Origin of the sequence: uncultured Corynebacterium sp. (assembly GCF_902782855.1) — a bacterium.
In the GTDB taxonomy this organism is placed as follows: domain Bacteria; phylum Actinomycetota; class Actinomycetes; order Mycobacteriales; family Mycobacteriaceae; genus Corynebacterium.
In genome coordinates this window covers 1-18270 of record NZ_CACZOO010000116.1, presented here as the reverse complement: position 1 = coordinate 18270, position 18270 = coordinate 1, and the positions used below count along the sequence as shown (strand labels likewise).

17 protein-coding genes and 1 pseudogene are annotated in these 18270 nt (G+C 67.2%); 12 read left to right on the top strand and 6 right to left on the bottom strand.

Translation table 11 applies throughout. The features are described from left to right. Positions 1-150: 150 nt before the first annotated feature. Complete coding sequence (locus QZV72_RS05485) at positions 151-1056, bottom strand: alpha/beta fold hydrolase (RefSeq protein ID WP_297006106.1); 906 nt, start codon at positions 1054-1056, stop codon at positions 151-153. A gap of 22 nt (positions 1057-1078) precedes the next feature. Beyond that, positions 1079-1480 (bottom strand): elongation factor Tu, encoded by a 402-nt coding sequence (locus QZV72_RS05480; RefSeq protein ID WP_297006104.1) that lies wholly within the window; start codon positions 1478-1480, stop codon positions 1079-1081. A gap of 161 nt (positions 1481-1641) precedes the next feature. On the opposite strand from QZV72_RS05480, the gene QZV72_RS05475 reads away from it, so the two are divergent. The 6 genes from QZV72_RS05475 to QZV72_RS05450 all read left to right on the top strand — a co-directional run bounded on the left by QZV72_RS05475 (position 1642) and on the right by QZV72_RS05450 (position 9186). Next, positions 1642-2760 (top strand): AraC family transcriptional regulator, encoded by a 1119-nt coding sequence (locus QZV72_RS05475; protein WP_297006102.1) that lies wholly within the window; start codon positions 1642-1644, stop codon positions 2758-2760. A gap of 116 nt (positions 2761-2876) precedes the next feature. Beyond that, a complete protein-coding gene (locus QZV72_RS05470; protein WP_297006100.1) occupies positions 2877-3908 on the top strand; it encodes an ABC transporter substrate-binding protein in 1032 nt (343 codons plus the stop codon). Positions 3909-3946: 38 nt separating this feature from the next. Further along, the gene (locus QZV72_RS05465; RefSeq protein WP_297006099.1) at positions 3947-4936 is read left to right on the top strand and encodes an iron ABC transporter permease; all 990 of its coding nucleotides are present in this window, start codon (positions 3947-3949) and stop codon (positions 4934-4936) included. Beyond that, on the top strand, positions 4929-5744 hold the full coding sequence (locus QZV72_RS05460; protein ID WP_297006096.1) for an ABC transporter ATP-binding protein: 816 nt from the start codon (positions 4929-4931) through the stop codon (positions 5742-5744). Before QZV72_RS05465 ends, QZV72_RS05460 begins: the two co-directional genes overlap by 8 nt. Next, positions 5741-7156, top strand: coding sequence for an MFS transporter (locus QZV72_RS05455; protein WP_297006094.1), 1416 nt, complete (start codon positions 5741-5743; stop codon positions 7154-7156). The genes QZV72_RS05460 and QZV72_RS05455 overlap by 4 nt, the downstream gene beginning before the upstream one ends. A gap of 254 nt (positions 7157-7410) precedes the next feature. Next, positions 7411-9186: a long-chain-fatty-acid--CoA ligase gene (locus QZV72_RS05450; RefSeq protein ID WP_297006093.1), complete on the top strand. Its 1776-nt coding sequence runs from the start codon at positions 7411-7413 to the stop codon at positions 9184-9186. 92 nt (positions 9187-9278) lie between these two features. On the opposite strand, the gene QZV72_RS05445 is transcribed toward QZV72_RS05450, so the two are convergent. Together QZV72_RS05445 and QZV72_RS05440 are read right to left on the bottom strand one after the other, a co-directional pair. Continuing rightward, entirely contained in the window at positions 9279-10985 is a 1707-nt protein-coding gene (locus tag QZV72_RS05445) for an ABC transporter ATP-binding protein (protein WP_297006091.1), read from the bottom strand. After that, a complete protein-coding gene (locus tag QZV72_RS05440; protein ID WP_297006090.1) occupies positions 10982-12625 on the bottom strand; it encodes an ABC transporter ATP-binding protein in 1644 nt (547 codons plus the stop codon). Before QZV72_RS05440 ends, QZV72_RS05445 begins: the two co-directional genes overlap by 4 nt. A gap of 189 nt (positions 12626-12814) precedes the next feature. Between QZV72_RS05440 and QZV72_RS05435 the strand changes: the two genes are divergently transcribed. Further along, positions 12815-13879 carry an ABC transporter substrate-binding protein gene (locus QZV72_RS05435; RefSeq protein ID WP_297006088.1) on the top strand — a complete coding sequence of 355 codons (1065 nt, stop codon included), beginning with the start codon at positions 12815-12817 and terminating at the stop codon, positions 13877-13879. A 102-nt stretch (positions 13880-13981) separates the two neighbouring features. After that, positions 13982-14617, top strand: coding sequence for a hypothetical protein (locus QZV72_RS05430; protein WP_297006086.1), 636 nt, complete (start codon positions 13982-13984; stop codon positions 14615-14617). A 189-nt stretch (positions 14618-14806) separates the two neighbouring features. Here QZV72_RS05430 and QZV72_RS05425 read toward each other — a convergent pair whose 3' ends face one another. After that, positions 14807-15292, bottom strand: a complete 486-nt coding sequence (locus QZV72_RS05425; protein WP_297006084.1) for an ABC transporter substrate-binding protein — start codon at positions 15290-15292, stop codon at positions 14807-14809. Continuing rightward, a complete protein-coding gene (locus QZV72_RS05420) occupies positions 15289-15525 on the bottom strand; it encodes a hypothetical protein (protein WP_297006083.1) in 237 nt (78 codons plus the stop codon). The genes QZV72_RS05425 and QZV72_RS05420 overlap by 4 nt, the downstream gene beginning before the upstream one ends. 195 nt (positions 15526-15720) lie before the next feature. On the opposite strand from QZV72_RS05420, the gene QZV72_RS05415 reads away from it, so the two are divergent. From QZV72_RS05415 to QZV72_RS05400, 4 genes and pseudogenes are all read left to right on the top strand, one after another. Continuing rightward, complete coding sequence (locus QZV72_RS05415) at positions 15721-16626, top strand: siderophore-interacting protein (RefSeq protein WP_297006082.1); 906 nt, start codon at positions 15721-15723, stop codon at positions 16624-16626. Next, positions 16623-17468: an AraC family transcriptional regulator gene (locus QZV72_RS05410; RefSeq protein WP_297006080.1), complete on the top strand. Its 846-nt coding sequence runs from the start codon at positions 16623-16625 to the stop codon at positions 17466-17468. Before QZV72_RS05415 ends, QZV72_RS05410 begins: the two co-directional genes overlap by 4 nt. Positions 17469-17476: 8 nt before the next feature. Continuing rightward, positions 17477-18025 carry a hypothetical protein gene (locus QZV72_RS05405; RefSeq protein ID WP_297006079.1) on the top strand — a complete coding sequence of 183 codons (549 nt, stop codon included), beginning with the start codon at positions 17477-17479 and terminating at the stop codon, positions 18023-18025. A gap of 25 nt (positions 18026-18050) precedes the next feature. Then, positions 18051-18270, top strand: a pseudogene (locus tag QZV72_RS05400) (iron siderophore-binding protein); the annotation flags it as partial.

Here is an 18270-nt window from a genome sequence, read left to right as displayed (position 1 = left end):
CTAGTCGGCGGGACCGTCTACGTCTGGTCCGCCGGTGAATCTGCCGCCCAGCGCGGCGTCCGCAGATATCTCACGGTGGAGCGGGGCCTGCCCTACGACGGGAACTTCTACTCGCACGGCCACCGGACTGTGCCGGGGAGCTGAGCTTCCCTACTGTGCGGTATCTGTTCCCCGGGGGACGGGCGCCGAGGCTTCCGGTGACCAACCGGCCGGTTGAAGTGCTGAGTCAAGCACCAGACCGGCATGGGTCCAGAGTAATGCTCCTCCCGCGTCGGCCACCACCGTTCGTCGGGCATGTGGGATCCGCTCTGTGAGGAGTGCGCCGTGGTCAGGGGAATGCACCCGGTCACGGGCTCCGTACAGCACGCTGACCGGTGACGTGATCGTGGCCAGATCGACGGGCCAGCGCGCGGACGCCATCATGGTGTCGGTGACGTACCCGCAACCGTCACTGGCGAATCCCTCCTGGAGGGACCTCCGATAGAGAACGTCGAAGTGGGGCCCGGTATAGAACGCGCGATCCTGGGCATCGGACCCGTTCAGCACCATGGTCAGCATGCCGTGCGGTGTGAAGGAGCGCAGCATGTCCTGTGCGTCGTCCGGTGCGTTCTGAACGAGATCGGGCAGGGCACGAGCGCCCTCGGGGAGCATCTCTCGCACCACCGGGTCTGCCACTTCATCGGCCGGTGACGCGAGAACGAGTGTCTGCACCCACCCTGAAGCCGCCGCAGACAGGCCGAAAAGTGCACCTTGCGAATTCGCGACAACGGGAATCACCGGGCTTTCCGCGTCGAGCACATCGGAAACGAAGGCGCGGTAGTCCGCAGCGGTCGACCCCGGGGTTCGAGCCGGGTCAGGGGTGGATTCTCCCATGCCTGGACGGTCCATCGTGATCAATCGAATTCCGCGCGCATCGAGCAGGTCCTCCCCGAAGAGCATGGACTTTCCTGTTCCGGCGCCGGCGATGAACAAGATCGGCTGCCCGTCCTCCGGGCCGGTGACAAGTCCTGCCAATGATCGGCCTGAAGGAAGTTCTAAAGAATGAAAAGCCTGCATCGCCCCACTCTAGCAACGAGGCCTACCCCGCAGCTGCTGGCGGAATGTCAGAGGCCTGCCGGGACCGGATCACAGCGCCCTTCAGTGAGTCGCTGTCCACAATCATGTGCCCACCGTAGGCACGTAACGGGAGGTCGTTCGTCTCAATGCTGTCAAGTCCGATCGCGCCCTCTTCGCCTTCGCTGAGCACGGCAGGCTTTCGTCGCTTCCGGGATTCGAGTCGCCTGACCTGTCCGAGCAGGATGCGGTCACTGACAATCACGGTCGCCGGAGCGCCGATCGCGACGGCGCCTGCCTCCACAATTCCGGTGAAGAGCCTTCCTCTGCCGGTGATCGTGAAAACATCGTCAACGCGGAACCGGAAGGGCGCCCCCACATCGACGGTCTCTTCCTGAGATTTCGTGCTCTTGCTGAACAGGCCCATGCATACAGCATAACGGCGGTGCGGGTGGAGGTGTCCCCCGTCGAATCCCCGCCGTGGCCGCAGCGGATGCAGGACTCAGGCCCGGAATGCGGGACAGGTGATGCCAGGGTCGGTCCGCCGGGCGGCCCGGGGATGGGCCGCATTAGTGTTAGCCTGACCTTATGTCGTCGATGTTCATGGTGGCCGGGGCTCCGGACACAACCTATCAGCGTGGGCTGTACCACGCCTACTATGCCGCTATTGCCGCGCCTCCGCCGATGGCGCCGCCGTCTTCATCCATGGCGCCATGCGACACTCCGGTCCACTCCCGTCACCAACTGCTTCCCGATGTCGGGGAAGGAAGTATCGATATCGTGGAGACTGCCGCACAGCTGCGGGTTGTCAGATATGACGCATCGTTCCAGCATTCGCACATCCTCGATTACGAGTTCCCGTCCGACCGTTTCGAACTGGAGGTGTGCCTGGGTGGGCGCATGACGATTTCGGAGCGCAGCGCCGGAGAAGGTGAGCTGACGTCGGGCGGCTTGTCTGTGGCGCCGCTCAGGGAGACGAAGGGGTCGATCACCTTCCCGGCCGGTGAACGATACCGCGCGGTGTCGATCTCGGGTAGCTACAGTGCTCTCGCCCCGTACCTGGGAACAGTGGGGCCGGAACGTTTCCGGAACGCGCTGCGGCGTGTCGGCGGGGCACCCGGGGCCGTAGACCGGGCCTACCTCGGGGCGGGGAGTGGGGATCTGGAGCTGTCGGGACTCGCCGGGGGACTCTACGCGGACATCGCGGAGTTCTCCGGGCGACTGCGGCAGCCGGGGGTGAGACAGACTCTCGGGCTGGAGTCGCTCATCACCGCGTGCCTCTCCCGTCTCGTGGATGATGAGCTCTTCGCTGACGGAGCACCGGGTGCCCGGTCCGCCAAGCCTCCGGAGAGACCGGTTTCGGAGCATGAGGTGTCCGTGGCGCATCGTATCCCGGACCTGTTGTGGCGGCACCGGCGTGATCTTCCGACCGTCAGCGAACTCGCCGTATCCCTCGCGATGTCTCCCAGGAGACTTGCCGCCGTCCACCGGACGGTCTTCGGGACGACGGTCATGGAGCACCACCGGCGACGCTGCACGGAGGAGGCGTGCCGGTTACTGGCGACGACGTCGTGGACCGTCGAACATATCGCTCACGAGTGTGGGTATACGTCGGCAAGCAACTTCATCTTCGCGTTCCGGCGACGCGTGGGCCGGACCCCTGGTGAGTATCGGCGGGAGATGGGGAGCGGAACAGCGGTGTCCTGACCCTCCCTCCACATTGTCGGGCCGGTTTCTCCACACCAGCCACTCTCCCCGCACGCCAGGGTTGATTCCGGCGCCACCGGCTGTGGTGGGGCCGGGACCACGATCTGGAGGAGAACATGTCAATCAGAACGCGGGGGAAAACCGCGGTCGCCACGGTGACGGCAGTCGCTCTCATTCTTGGCGGCTCACTGACCGCCTGTGGCAGTGACGACGGGAACACAACAACCGAGCAGTCGACGGGGGCCGGTGACGGTGCCTGGCCGGTGACGGTCAGCATGGCCGACAACGGTGGACAGAGTATCGACCAGACGATTCCTGAGGACCCGCAACGGGTGGTCGCCATCGGCCAGAACATCGCGGAACTGATGATCTCCTTCGGTCTCCGGGACCGGGTGGTCGGTGTCGGGTACCTCGATGGTGCGGATTCGTACTACAAGGACGACCTGAACGCACTCCCCACCATTTCCGAGCAGGTGCCCTCAACGGAATCCGTGATGGCGTTGAAGCCCGACCTCATCATCTCGATGTCCTTCGCCATGACAGAGGAGAACATGGGGACCGCGGACACCTGGAACAGCAGAGGTGTCCCGGTTCTTCTCGTCGACAACTACACCGTCGGACGCGATCTGGACTCCTATTTCGGGGATATCAGGAACATCGGAGCGGCCTTCGGCATTGGTGAACAGACCGATGCCTACATCGACCGTGAGAAGAAGACGATGGATGAGATTGCGCGCCGGAACCGGGGAACGACGGAGCGGCCGCGGGTCCTGCTTGTGGCGAGCGGAGGGTCGAACAAGCTGACCTACAACTACTACTCGCCGTCGCTGGGACTCGCTGATGAGATGGTCGAGGCCGCCAGAGGGGAGTACGTGAAAGTCTCTGACGGTGTATCCGCCGAGATGTCCGATGAAATGATCCTCAAGGCGAACCCGGATGTCATCGTGATGACGCAGTTCCAGAAGAGCAGCTCGGCCGCCGAAATGGACAAGTTGATGTCCAACCCGCGGCTCCGGAAGGTCAAGGCGGTACAGGACGGGCGCGTGATGCTCCTGGACTATTCCACGACCGTCCGTGGAACGCCGCACCTCGGCGAACTGACGGAACAGCTGTCCGACTTCATCCACGCGGACGGGGAGTGGCAGTGACCGGTGTAACCCGCCGGGTGAGATCCAGGGTCTTTGTCGTGGCCGCCCTTGTCCTGATGACTCTGGTCTCTGTCGTGGCCGCGGTGTCCGTCGGACAGATAGGAATTCCGATCCATGACGTCCTGTCGATCCTCGTCGGAGGCGGCGATGACTCGATGTTCGCCGATGTCGTCCGTGACATCCGTTTGCCCCGGGTACTGATGAGTTTCCTCGTGGGTGCCGGATTGGCCCTGTGCGGTGTGGTCGCGCAGGCATCCCTTCAGAATCCCCTGGCGGACCCCTACCTGCTCGGCGTCTCAGCCGGCGGTTCTCTGGGCGCGACAGTGGCGATTCTCCTGGGGTTCGGGACCAGCGGCGTTCTCATGGGGGCGACGATGCCCGTGTGGGCCTTCGTCGGAAGTTTGTTGGCCACGATCGTCGTTCTCGTCGTCGGTTCCCTCGGCAGCAGGTCATCCGCGGTGAAACTCATCCTCGCCGGGTCCGCCGTCAATGCCCTGTGTTCGGCGGTGACTAGTTCATTCGTCTACTTCGCGGCATCCGCCGAAGGAATCCGGTCCGTCACATTCTGGATGCTGGGCAGTCTCGCGTCCTCTGAATGGGATGATGCTCCGCTCACCGCTGTGGTGGTCATCCTTGCGGTCATCGTCATGTTGACCCAGGGCAGGTCACTCGACGTCATGCTGACCGGTGACGAATCCTCGGTCACGTTGGGGGTGGATTCGGTGAATCGTCGCCGCCTCTACCTGCTGGTGTGCGCGGTAGTCACCGGAACACTCGTGTCCCAGGTGGGTGTCATCGGGTTCGTGGGACTGCTTGTGCCGCATGTCGCCAGAAGCGTGGTCGGTCCGACGCACGGTCTCCTCATCCCCGTGTCCGTCCTCGGTGGTGGTCTGTTCCTGATGTGGGCCGATGTCCTCGCGAGAGTCGTGGTCCCGAACGCGGAACTTCCCATCGGCATTGTCACCGCTGTACTGGGTGCACCGGTGTTCCTCCACATGCTCACCAGAAAGGAGTACAGCTTTGGCTGACAGGAAAGCTGAACATGGGTCGGTGGACGGTCTGGACGTCCGCGGCATCGGCGTCGTCATTGACGACCGGAGAATCGTGGAGGACATTTCTCTCCGGGTCGCTGGGGGAGAGGTCGTGGGAGTCGTCGGTCCGAACGGTTGCGGCAAGACGACGCTGCTCAAGGCTGTGTACAAAGTGCTGTCACCAGTGAACGGCCAGGTCACGTTGAACGGAATGGACGTTCTGCGTGAACGGCCCGCAGTGGTGGCCCGCCACCTGGCGGTGGTCTCGCAGTTCCAGCAGATGGACTTCGATCTGACGGTGGAACAGATGGTCGGACTGGGCCGGGCGCCGTACCAGAGAATCCTCGAGTCCTCGGGGAGGAAGGACCGGAGAATGGTCCAAGACGCGCTGGGGGCCGTCGGGCTCAGCGGAGCGGTGCACCACAGTCTCCACTCACTGTCCGGGGGAGAACGCCAACGTGTGGCCCTGGCGCGGGCGATGGTCCAGGACGCCGAATTCATGATCCTCGACGAACCCACCAACCACCTGGATGTCCGTCATCAGCTCGAGGTTCTCGACGTCGTCCGCGATCTCGGAATAGGTGTTCTTGCAGCGCTGCATGACCTGCACCTCGCCGCCAGATTCTGTGATGAGGTCTGTGTGATGGCGGCGGGACAGCTGGTCGCCCGGGGTCGCCCCAGCGACGTTCTCACTGCGGAACTTGTGTCCCGGATCTACGACGTGGACTGCGTGACTTACACGGATCCCCGTGGGTATCTCGATTTCTCATACGCCAGGACAGGGGAGAAAGGTGGGCGACGATGACTGTCCACATCGCTCATCTGGGCCACCGGACCTACTGGATGCCGCTCGTGCTCTCCTGTGTGGCGACCTTTCTGCTGATCTCGTACTCCACCATCATGACCGTGGCGGTACCGGCGATTTCCGCGGACCTCATGGTGGACTTCGGCCCCCTGCAGTGGGCCATCGACATCTACACGATCGTCCTTGCCGCACTGCTGGTCCCCGTCGGCGCGTTGAGCGACCGGGTTGACCGTGGGAAGCTGCTCGCGGCAGGTCTGGCAGTCTTTGCGGGGTCCTCGCTGCTCTGTGCTGTGGCATCCGGGATCCCGATGCTAACTGCCGGCCGTGGCCTGCAGGGACTCGGCGCGGCGATGATGTTCGCGACAACCCTTCCGTTGCTCGAATCCTCCTATGCCGGTAAGTCGCGGGATGTGGCGTTCGCCGTGTGGGGAGCGGTCTCCGGGCTGGCGTCGGCCGCAGGCAATGTCATCGGTGGCCTGCTCTCAGCGTTCGCCTGGAGAGGGATCTTCGTTGTGGCGGTACCGATTGCACTGGTGGCTGTGGTGGTGGCGCTGCTTTTTCTTCGGCCCGAGGTTCCGGGGTCTTTCCGCTCCACTGACGGCCCGGGAATGCTGCTGCTCGCCGTCGCCGTCGGCGACATCGTGGTCGTTCTGCTCCTGCTCGCTGACGGGTCGTCCGGCATGAGCGTCATGACGGCGATAGTGGTGTTCATTGTGGCCGCCGCACTTCTGATCATCCGTGAACACAGGGCGATGAGCCCCCTGTTCGCCACGTCGTTGGTGACGTCGCGGAAGTTCGGCGCGGTGGTGCTGGTGGCGGCGGTCTACTATTTCGCGGCGTTCGGTCCGCTGCCGCTGTTGTCACAGTGGCTGCAGGAGGGGGTTGGGCAGTCGGTCGTGTCGACATCGCTCATCCTGTCAGCGCAGCCGGTGGTGTTCTTCGTGGTATCCGCTGCCGCCGGGACACGGTTGGCGCGGCTTCACAGACGTGGTCTGTTCGGCTGGGGACTGGTGGTCTGTGGTGCAGGCTGTGCAGCCATGCTGTTGGCCGCAGGGTTCCCGGTCTGGGTATCTCTGATTCCCTCTCTCGTGCTGACCGGCGTCGGCTCGGGGATGATCTCGCCGGTTCTTCCTGCGGCGGCGATGCAGGGACTTCCGGCGGATCAGACAGGTGTGGCCTCGACGTCGATGAATGCGGCTCGGCAGCTTGGTCTCAGTATCGGGGTTGCGGTGTGCGCCCTGATTCTGCGTATGACACAGCGCAGTGGATACGGTCTGGACGCGGGACTCGGCGCGACCGGGGTGATGTGCACGGTGATGTGCCTTCTCGCGGCCGTCGGCGTCCGGTGTCTGCTACCCTCCACCCAACGCGAAAGCGGATCTCCGTCAGTTCTGGGCCGGTTCAGGGGGTAACACTTCTGGGACCGTGGCCCGGCACCTTCCGCTACGGTCTCTCCCTGGCCATGTGGACCAGTTCGTAGTCTCCCACGACCGTGCGTCCGGTCTCGGTGTAGCCGTTCCTGCTGTACAGGCGGATGTTGCGAGGCTGTTCTCTCGGGTGAAGAGCAGGAGGGAACCGGCGCCGCGCCCCTGCCGGTCAGGCGCGACGACCGGGCGTCCCGACTCCACCAACCTCACGAACCACCCCCGGCGTACTCTGACACACCATGAGCGAGAACACGGCGTCCACCCCGTCTGAACCGTCCGCCCCCTCCACCACCTGGAAGGACCGGACCTGGTTGGAGTTCTACCCCGACTGGGTGCGCCCGGAACTCGACTACGACGCCGTCAACGAGCGCACCCTCGCCGAGATCTTCGACCATGCGGTGAAGAGCTGGCCGGAGCGTCCCGCCATGACGTTCTTCGGCACCACCGTCTCCTACCGGGAGTACGGGCGCCAGGTGAACATGTGCGCGGCGATGCTGCACAACCGTGGCGTCCGCAAGGGCGACCGGGTCGCCATCGCCCTGCCGAACTGCCCGCAGGCGTTGATCACCTTCTACGCCGTGGTCTCCCTCGGCGCGACCGCCACCCTGCACAACCCGCTGTACACCGCCCGCGAGCTCACCGTCGCCTTCAGGGACCACGGCGCGAAGGTCGGCGTGTTCTGGGACAAGACCGTCGACGTCGCCCGCGAGCTGCGCACGGTCAGTGCCCTGGAGCAGATCATCCCGGTGACCATCACCCGTGCGATGCCGTGGTACCTGCAGGGTGCGCTGCGTCTGCCGCTGAAGAAGGTCCGGGCGCTGAAGAACGAACTCACCGGCTCCACCGAGGGGCTCACCGAGTGGTCCGACCTGGTGAACGATGCCTCGGAGTCCGAGGGCCGCGCCCTCATCGAGACCGCCGGGGTGGAGCCCGCCGACATCGCCCTGGTGCTGTACACCTCCGGCACCACCGGCTCCCCGAAGGGCGCGGGCCTGTCCCACGCGAACCTCTGCGCCGTCATCATCGAGGGACGCGAGTGGGTGCCCGGCCTCGGCGAGGACCCCGAACCCGAGCGCATGCTCGCCGCGCTGCCGATCTTCCACGCCTACGGTCTGACGATGAACATCACCCTCGGACCACTGATCGGCGGCACCGTGCTGCTGCTCCCGGCCCCGAAGCCGCCGCTGCTGGCGTCCGCCATGAAGAAGCAGAAGCCGACCTGGATCCCCGGCGTGCCGGCGCTGTACCAGACGATCATGGACCTGGCGGAAGAGAAGAACATCGACATCTCCGGCGTGAAGGCGTCGTTCTCGGGTGCGTCCGGACTGCCGGTGGAGGTCGTCAAGCGGTGGGAGAACCTCACCGGTGGGCTCCTGGTCGAGGGCTACGGACTCACCGAGACATCGCCGATCGTGCTGGGCAACCCGATGAGCACCGACCGGCGTCCCGGCTACGTCGGTATCCCCTTCCCGGACACGCAGGTGCGTGTCGTCTCCCAGGATGACCCGACCGTCGTGTTGCCCGACGGCGAGGCCGGTGAGCTGGTCGTCCGCGGTCCGCAGGTCTTCGGCGGATACCTCAACCGGGAGGACGCCAACGAGAAGGCGTTCGTGACCGGCGAGGACGGTCAGGGTGACTGGTTCCGGACCGGGGACATGGCAGTGATGGAGCGTGACGGGTTCGTGAAGATCGTCTCGCGCATCAAGGAGATGATCGTCACCGGCGGGTTCAACGTGTACCCGCAGGAGGTGGAGGAGGTGCTCGCCGAACACCCGTCGATCGCCGCGGCGAGTGTGGTCGGCCTGCCCCGGGCGGACGGCTCCGAGACCGTCGCCGCCGGGGTGGTGCTGGCGGAGGGTGCGCGGTTGGATGAGGATGTCCTCAAGGAGCACTGCCGTCAGGGCCTGGCCCGCTACAAGGTGCCGCGCGTGTTCAAGGTCTTCGAGGAGCTGCCGGCGGACCAGCTGGGCAAGGTGCGTCGCGTCGAGGTGCGGAGTCTGATGCTGGGGGAGTAGGACGCAGCTCCGGCCCCGCTCGATGCCCGGGTTGACCGTCCCACGGTGGTCCGGCGGCCCTGAACCACCCTGGAGCGGTCAACCTGGCGGTGTCACCCCCGCGACCGCACCTGCCACGCGGTCCACAGCCGGGCATAGCGTCCACCCCGGGCGACCAGCGTGTCATGGGAACCGGACTCCGCGATCCGTCCACCGTCCAGCACGACCACCAGGTCCGCCCCGGCCGCCTGGCTCAACCGGTGAGCGACAATGAGCGAGGTCCTGCCACGCGTGACCGCGTCCACCGCCGCATCCAGCCGGTCATCGGTGCCCGCATGCGCGGTCGCCTCGTCGAGCACCACCACCGGCGGATCCGCGAGCAGCACCCGGGCCAGGGCCAGCTGCTGCACCCGGGCCTCATCCGGTACCGCGTCCGACGCAAGACCGCCGATGCGCACCCACGTGGCGCCCACCGCATCCGCGGCGGCGAGCAGGTCCTCGTCCGACGCCCCGGGAGACGCCAACCGCAGATTCTCCGCCACCGTTCCGGTGAACCGGTGGATCTCCTGGGTGACCATCAGCGCCCGCCCACCGACCCGCACTGACCCCTCATCAGGACGCAGCGCCCCGACCACCAGCCGGGCCACCGTCGACTTCCCCGAACCGGACGCGCCGACGAGTACGACCCGTGCACCGGACGGAACCTCCAGGGACACTCCCGTGAGGACGCGACGGGTGCTGCCCGGATAAGAGCAGGAGACGTTGTCCAGGATGACGGTCCCGTCGCCGTCACCCGCACTGTCGCTTGTTCTGTCGTCGGTCGTCGTCGCCGGCACCTGAAGCACACCGACCAGGCGGGCCAGCCCGACCTCGGCACGCTGCAGGTCATCGACGCCGGCGAGCAGCACACTCACCGGGGCGAAGAACCGCTGGAAGAACAGGGCGCCGGTGGTTGCTGCACCGACGGTGAGCAGGTCGGCGTCCACCCGCCAGAACCCCACGACCACCACGGCGGCGAGCCCCAGGAACTCGGCGGCGTTGATCCCGCCGTTGAACACGTTGCGCACCGTCGTCGCCGCACGCCCGATCTCCACGGACGCCAGGCTGCGGGCCGCGATCAGGTCCAGCCGCTCTGTCTCACGGGCGTGGGCACGGACGGTGGGCGCACCGGTGACGGACTCGATGAGGGCCTGGCCCCGTTCGGCGTCCATCCGCTGCCGTCGCACATACAGTGGACGTGACCTGCGCAGGAACCAGCGACCGGCACAGAGCTGCACCGGCAGGGCGACCAGCGCGGCCAACCCCAGCCATGGGTCGAGGATGGCGAAGCCGGCACCGGTGACCAGCAACGTCACGACCGCCTGCGTGGTGCGTGGCAGTACCTCCGTGACTGCGCCGGTGACGGACTCGACATCCCCGGTGACCCGCGACACCACGTCGGAACTCCCGGCGGACTCCACCAGGTCGGTGTCCAGCCGGACCGCCGCATCGACCACCCGTTCCCGGAGGTCAGCCAGGGTTTCCTGGAGAGTTCGGACCAGGATCCGGCCACCGCAGAGCACCAGCAGTGCCGCGCACACGCCGCACGTCAGGATCAGCCCGACGGTGGCGCCGAGTCCGCCGGGGCCGGTCCCGGCGATTACGTCGTCGACGACGCGTCCCTGCAGCGCGGGGACGCCGAGCCCGGCGACAGCACCGGTGACCAGGAGCGCGAAGGACGCGGACAGGGTGCGGAGGCGCGGACGCAACAGTGCCCCCGTGATTCGGGCGGTGTCGGCGACGGATGCCTCGGGCAGCCTGGTGATCGGGTCGGTGCTCACGCCGCCACCGCCCCGTCCACGACCACGGTGCAGGCGTCCAGGAGCAGTCGGTCCGAGGTGACCACCACGACAGCCAGGTCGGACCCGGCGGCCAGTCCTGCTATCCCGGTGGCAACATCGCCGCAGGTCACCGGGTCAAGGGCGGTGAGTGGTTCGTCGAGAACCAGCACCGGACCGGTGAGATGCAGCGCCCGGGCGAGCACCACCCGCTGCCGTTGACCTCCGGAGAGTCGACGTCCACCCTCGCCGAGCTGCGTCTCAACGGATCCGAGGTGGTCGATGACGTCGTCCAGCGCCGTCGCGGCGACGACCGCCTCATCGAGCTCGCCGTCGGCGACGTTCTCCCGCAGCGTGCCGGTGAACACCGACGCCTCATGCGGAGGGGCGGTGACGTGTCGGCGCCAGGCATCGGGGCCGAGCTCCAGGGCGTCCCGTCCATTGACGCTGAGCTCACCAGGCTCTGGAAGAGTGCGGAACCCCAGCCGGTCGGCGACGCGCCGGGCCGTCGCGGCGTCCGGCACACGGATGCCGGTGAGCTGGCCGGGCATCGCGTGGACCCGTACCCCGCCGGTCACCCAGACGAGGTTGCCCCGCTGTGGGCTGGCGTCCCCCGCGCCCGTCGCCGCGTCCCCACCGTCCGGGAGCCCGAAATCCTCGGCGAGCAGGTCCTTCAGTCGCGCCGCCGAGGCGCGCTTGTACGCCCAGTTCGCGCCGAAGGTCCCGATGTGTGCGAGTGAGCCCTTGAGGTACTGTGCCAGACCGATGACAGTGACCAGTTGTCCGGGGGTGATGGTGCCGTCGAGGGTCATCCATCCGGCGGCGAACGTGAGTGTCGCCAGGTAGATCAGGGAGATGACGTCACTGACGGCGTCGTAGGTGCGCAGTGATACCGCGGAGGCGACAGCGGTGTCGCGGGAGTGTCGACTGGCTGTGCGGTACCGGCGGCTGATCTCACCCTGCGCGCCGAGCCCGTGGATGATGCGCAGCCCGGCCATGGCGTCGGCGGCGACCTCGGAGGCCCCGGCGACCGCGCGCTGCTCCGCCCGACCACGGTCGAACATCGGGCGGGACAGCCGTTGCATCAGCACGAGGACGCACACCGCGCCGATGAAGACCCCGGTGCCCAGGGGCGCCGAGATGAGCAGCAGCGCGACGGCGGCGGCCAGTAGTCCGGCGACCGTCGCGCCCTGCTGGACGATCGACCAGGCGACGCCAGCGACCTGGAATGTGTCGTTCGTGGTGACGGAGAGGACTTCACCGGTGGAGCGCCGCTGCCCGGTGGTGCCGCGTGGGTGCAGGACGCGCCCGACCGCCAGTTGGCGGAGGTCGTGTTCGCCGTGGCCGTAGACGCGCACCATGCCGAGCATCGCCCGTTGGTACGCCACCGACATGACGAGGAAGGACGCGCCGAGGACGCCGAGCCAGGTGACCAGCGCAGCCAGGTCGCCGGTCATGACCGCCCGGTCGATGACCAGGCCGATGATCAGTGGGACGGACGCCTCGCCGAGGCTGTGGACGATGAGTCCGAGTGTGCAGGCGGCGAGGCGCCAGGCGCGTCCGTCGCTGGCCAGGGCGGTGCGGAGGACTGAGGCGGTGGTGACGGTGGTCGGCGGGGTGCCGGTCGGCGGGGGAGCGGGCATGGTCCTGACGCTATGGCCCGGTGGACGCGCCTGGCGGACGACCGTTGTCGTCGGGCGGACAGGGGCGAACGGCTGTCCGCTGGGAGACGGAAGTTGTCGTCTGTGGGCACGTGCGTCGCCCGTAGCGTTGTGCGGGTGCTGCCCCGGAGAGCAGCCCGCTGACGTCCACCTGACCATGAAGGAGCCACCGTGCCCGTTACCCGAATCATCCGACAGTTTTTGGGCGGTGGTGTGCGCGCCATAGCGGCGCTCAGCGTCGCTGTCCTCGTGGCCCTGTTCGGCCTCACCGCCTGTTCCTCCTCTGACAGTGGGGCGGATGAGGAACAGCGGGTGTTCGCAGACGCTGAGGACGGGGCCTTCCCCGTCACCGTCGACCACGCCTACGGCGAGACCACCATCGAGGATCAGGCGCAGCGCGTCGTTGTCGTCGGCTGGGCGGGAGCGGACCTTGCGGTGCAGCTCGGAACCGTGCCCGTGGCACAGGGCACGGCAGGCGGCGAAGGTGACAGCGCGGAATTCTATCCCTGGTTCCGGGATGCCGTCGATGATCTTGGCGCCCCAATGCCCACCACCGACCCCTCACTGGAACGCGGCGACGTGAACACGGAGTTCGTGGCGAATCAGACCCCCGACCTCATTCTCGCGGTCCAGTCCGGAATCACCGAGGACGAGTACCGGAAGCTCTCCGACATTGCGCCGACAGTCGCCTTCCCTGATGACCCCTGGGGCACCTCCGCTGAGGACCATCTGCGCATGGTCGCTGAAGCGCTCGGTCGACCCTCCGAGGCCGGGAGAATCACTGCGGAACTGGACGACAGCATCAGCGCGAGCGCCGGAACGCACAGGGAGCTCGCCGGAGAGTCCTTCCTCTACGGGTTCCTCCCGGAGGACGGACAGACGGTCATCTTCTCCGGCAAGGACGCCCGGGTGAAGACCCTCCAGAAGCTCGGGCTGGTGGACTCACCGGACCTCGCGGCGCTCGCTGAGGAAGCGGACGGAGTGTCCAGTTTCAACGTGTCGATCGAGAAGCTGATCGCCACGTCCGCGGACCTGTACGTCACCGGTACGGACCGGGAGAAGTGGGATGCGGCGCTCCGCTCGGACCGGGCATTCGCTGCCTGGGGGCCGGTCGGGGAAGGCCATGTCGCCCTGCTGACGGACTCTGATGTGAACCTGGCCCTGTCGGTGTCCACGCCGCTGAGCCTGACGTGGGCGATCGACGACATCGCCGACGCACTGTCCGCTGCACTGTAGCAAAGTTCATCTGTCCGCCTGCGGGCGAACCATGTCCGCCGGACAAAGGTGAGCCTGCCTATACTTCCTCCCGGTACAGACCCCCGACCGAGAGAGAACGCCATGACCCTCCGCACCCTCACGGCACGCCGCGTCCGCCGCACCGCGCTGGCCGCCACTGTCGGCGTCACTCCGGTCGCCGCGCAGGACTACTCCGACTACGGTGACGGTATCTCCGCGGAGCAGAAAGAGTTCCTGGAACCGGTCGACAGCGTCGGCAAGTTCTTCGAGCTGGACATCGAGGCCGTGGCCAAGGCCGAGCCGGATGTCATCGTCGGTGAGGTCCCGGAGATCGACCCGGAGATCGGCATGAAGCCTGCCGCGTCCCTGCCGACCGGAGGGTTCCCCAAGGGCTGGGAGGAGTACTCGACCGAGAGGATCGGGGAGTCGCTCGGCGACGCTGACGCCGTCACCGTCACCGCGAAGCCGGACGGGACGGTTGATCCGGTCATGCGGTCGGTTCTCGGCAACGCCCTGTTCAGGAACCTCAAGGCGACGAAGGATGACCACGTCTTCCCCGACTTCGGTGAGGTCACGGACTACGGGTCCGCCACCGCGTCACCGTCGGGCAGGGCCTCTGGCTGCCGGCGGGAACACCGCACGCGTGCCCGCCGGGGGAGGAGACGGTGCTCTGCGCCCTGTTCATCGACCCGGACGCCTGGTCACGGACGGTGTGCGCCGCACCGGCCACTGTGGTGACCGGGACGTCGGTCCATGCGGTGACCGTCCCGGCGTCGTTGCGGGAGCTGCTGCTCCACCTCGCCTACCGCGAGATGCCGGACGACCGGCGCATCCGTGCCCAGCAGGTCTGCCTGGAACTGCTGGCGGACGCCCGGTACGACAGTGCCGATGTCCCGACCGTGCATGACAGCGTCCTCGCGCCCGTCGTCAGCCCAGCTGCTCGGCGACGTACTCGGCGAAGTTCGCGCCGGCTATCGTGAGACCGGACCTGTGGTAGTAGCTGAGCGCAGGGGCTTTGCCGGCGGCGACGGTCTGTCCCGCGCCATTCACTGTCTGCGCCAGCCGGTCGATGGTCGAGTTGTAGTCGGCGATGCTCTGCTCAGTCTCGGCCTTCTTCCCGATCAGCTCCGCCTGCTCGACCAGGGGCTGGAGCCAGTCGGCGTCCTTGTCGGGTGCGCCGCTGATCTGCAGGACCGGTGCGATAGCCTCCAGCTTGTCCTGCATCCCGGAATCGTAGTAGTCGAACCATGCCGCCACTGTCAGCAGCATGTCCGGGGCCAGGTTTGCCACGGCCTCCGGGGCCGGCTGGGTGGTGTTGAACTCGAACTTCTCCACGGAGTCCGGCAGCTCGTCGTTGACCACGTTGTCCTTGGCGGACTCAGCGGAGATCTCCGGGGTGGCGACGAGGTTCATGCCGGTGATCTCGGCGAACTCGGGGCACAGCCGGGTCTCGCGATGCAGACCACGCGCTGCGGGTCGGTGGGGATGTCTACGGTGACCCCGCCGTAGCTGAAGGTGGTGGTGCCACCACCGTCTGCGCTGTCGTTGCCGTCGTCGGAACCGCAGGCGACGGTCGTGGAGAGCAGTGCCGCGGTGACGCCGGTGAGAACCGTCCGACGGGGGATGGGGAACCTGGTGAAAGCCATGCAGCTGAGGCTAAGCGCGTTCTGATGCGCGATCGGGCCAATGTGTGGCGTCCTGCGGACGTGGTCGGCCACCGCCTGTCCCCGTCGCTGCCCGCCGCGCGACGGCACCTGTCCGCTGCGCGAAGATTCGGGCAGGTAGGGTTGCCTCACTGAACATGATGTCCGTCCCACCCGGAGCAGAAGCAGAGAACCGCCATGACCAGTGCTGAAGAGAAGTACCCCGCCGACTACACGCCCCGCGTCCACCGGGCGGAGGTCCTCGCCGTCACCCGCGTCGGCGCCGCGATGGTGCGCGTCACCCTCGGCGGACCGGACATGACCGACTACCCGACCACCGGAGTCGGTGACGAGTGGATCCGGGTGTTCTTCCCGGACGCCCCCGCCGACCCGGTCCGGCTTCCGGAGTTGGAGGGGCGCGGCTGGACCTACGCCGACGGCATCGAGCCCTCCGAGATGCGCGCCTACACGGTCCGCGCCTGGCGTCCCGGTGAGATCGACGTGGACTTCGTCGTCCACGGCAACGGTGTCGCCACGACCTGGGCCACCACCGTCGATCCCGGCGGGGAGGTCGGGATCACCCCGCCGGTGGACGCCTACACGCGCCCGGACACCGCCACCCGCCAGATCCTCCTCTGTGACGAACCCGGCCTGCCTGCCGCCCTGCGCATCGCCGAGGAGGCGCCGGCGGGGATGCCGTCTGTCCTGGTCTGCGAGGTCCGTGCCGACGGTTACGAGGTTGCGCCGACCAGGGACGACGTCGAGTGTCTCTGGCTGCACGGCTCCGGCAACGGGGTGGCCGAGAGTCGCCTGCCCGGGGTGCTCGTCGGCATGGAGATCACGGAGAAGGACGCCGTCTGGGCGGCGACGGAGACCCGCACCTCCCGGGAGATCCGGAAGATCATGCGCCGGGACAAGGGCCTGGCCCGCGGCGCGGCGACGACGATGGGCTACTGGATCCACGACTCCGAACAGTGGCGTGCAGCCTACGACGCCCTCGGCCCGGACTTCGCCGACAAGGTCTGCGCGGTCTTCGACAGTGACCGCGACGAGGACGAGATGATCGCCGTCGTCGACGAACTCTACGAGAGCAACGGACTGTGACCGCAGCCGAACTGCGCCCGGTGACCCGGCCGGGACGGTGGACAGCGGCGGACATCGTCGCGGCGGACAGGGCAGATGCGACCGACGCCCTCATCCCCGGTGACTACCTCCTCACCCTGAGGGAACTGCGCTACCCCAGCCCGTTGGAGGCGGAGATCTGTTCGGGCCGACAGCACCACCACGACAACCACCACGTGGTGTTCTTCGCCATGCGGGGCACCGCGCAGGTCGACATCGCCGGCAGCCGGCACCACCTCACCCCCGGATACGGCGTGTTCGTCCCGGTCGGGGTGGCGCATTCCGCGGACACCGCTCCGACGACCTCCCTCACCGCCGTGTACATCCGACCCGACGCGTGGACGGGGCCGACTGCAGCCGTCCGGGATGTCACGGTGAACACCGCGACCCGCGAGATGCTGGTTCTGCTGGCCTACCAGGGACTCTCCCGCGAGCAGCGGTTCCGTGCCCAGCGCCTGTGCATCGACTTCATGTCGGAGCCGGCGACACCGGGCCTGGAACTGCCGCTTCCCCGCAACCCGCTGATCCGGCCGATCACCCGGCAGCTCCTCGATCATCCGGAGGACGCCCGTTCCCTCGACGACTGGGCCTGGCTGCTCGCGACGTCGGGACGCACCATCGCGCGGGCGTTCCGGGCGGACACCGGCATGACCTTCAGCGGGTGGCGCACCGTCGCCCGGATGTCGGCGGCGGTCCGGATGCTGGGGGAGGGAACACCGGTCGGCACGGTCTCGCGCCGGGTCGGGTACGCCAACCCGAGCGCCTTCGCCACGGCGTTGAAGCGGGTCACCGGTCGGGCGCCTCTGGAGTTCCGGGCGCGGTGAGGAATGCGGTGACCGGGTTCCTGCTGACGACGGTCAGGTTCGATGTCCCCCGGCCGCACACCTGGACTGATTCCACCCACCACCATGATGAACTGATCTGGGCGACCTCCGGGACGGTCACCGTGCGTACCCCGGAAGGCGTGCGGGACTGTCCGGGGAACCGGGGGATCTGGGTCCCCCACGGCGTCCCGCACAGCATCGCCGCCGCAGCCGCGGACACGCCGCTCCAGGCCACCTTCTTCGCTCCGGCCGCCACCGGCCACCGTCTCCAGCAGCTCGTCGCGCCGCGAGGTGTGGTCGCCGACAAGTGGTTCCAGCGCGTCCTCCCGGTCGAGGATGTCAGCCAGCTCAGTGGACCGGGTCCGCAGGCTTTCCCCGTCCCGGGCCTTGACGGTGATGATCGGGGCGATGTCCTCGAGCTTGCCGCGCACGGGGTTTTCCTCGGGCAGCGGTGGTGGGCACGGACCATGGCACAGGGTATGCGCACGTCAGACGGTGTCCGGTGTGCGAAGATCCTTGTCGTCCCGACGCTCATCAGCACTACTAGTCTCTCCTGAGGTGAACCTACCCTGAGGAGATTCAATGAGTTCAACGACGACAATTCCGCGCCGCCCGGCGTCCCTGATGCGACGGGTGGCGGCGACCGTACTCGCCGCCGTGACCCTGAGCGTGGCGGTGGCCTGCTCGTCCGATGACGGTGAGGACGCCGCTGCGACCACCGGTGACGGCAACTTCCCGGTCACCATGGAGCACGTCTACGGCGAGACCGTGATCCCGGCGAAGCCGGAGAAGGTCGTGACCG

Excerpts from the sequence above, each read along its gene's own strand:
- QZV72_RS05485 (WP_297006106.1), bottom strand. The coding sequence starts at position 1,056 with ATGCAGGCTTTTCATTCTTTAGAACTTCCTTCAGGCCGATCATTGGCA.
- QZV72_RS05480 (WP_297006104.1), bottom strand. The coding sequence starts at position 1,480 with ATGGGCCTGTTCAGCAAGAGCACGAAATCTCAGGAAGAGACCGTCGAT.
- QZV72_RS05475 (WP_297006102.1), top strand. The coding sequence starts at position 1,642 with ATGTCGTCGATGTTCATGGTGGCCGGGGCTCCGGACACAACCTATCAG.
- QZV72_RS05470 (WP_297006100.1), top strand. The coding sequence starts at position 2,877 with ATGTCAATCAGAACGCGGGGGAAAACCGCGGTCGCCACGGTGACGGCA.
- QZV72_RS05455 (WP_297006094.1), top strand. The coding sequence starts at position 5,741 with ATGACTGTCCACATCGCTCATCTGGGCCACCGGACCTACTGGATGCCG.
- QZV72_RS05450 (WP_297006093.1), top strand. The coding sequence starts at position 7,411 with ATGAGCGAGAACACGGCGTCCACCCCGTCTGAACCGTCCGCCCCCTCC.
- QZV72_RS05440 (WP_297006090.1), bottom strand. The coding sequence starts at position 12,625 with ATGCCCGCTCCCCCGCCGACCGGCACCCCGCCGACCACCGTCACCACC.
- QZV72_RS05430 (WP_297006086.1), top strand. The coding sequence starts at position 13,982 with ATGACCCTCCGCACCCTCACGGCACGCCGCGTCCGCCGCACCGCGCTG.
- QZV72_RS05425 (WP_297006084.1), bottom strand. The coding sequence starts at position 15,292 with ATGAACCTCGTCGCCACCCCGGAGATCTCCGCTGAGTCCGCCAAGGAC.
- QZV72_RS05420 (WP_297006083.1), bottom strand. The coding sequence starts at position 15,525 with ATGGCTTTCACCAGGTTCCCCATCCCCCGTCGGACGGTTCTCACCGGC.
- QZV72_RS05415 (WP_297006082.1), top strand. The coding sequence starts at position 15,721 with ATGACCAGTGCTGAAGAGAAGTACCCCGCCGACTACACGCCCCGCGTC.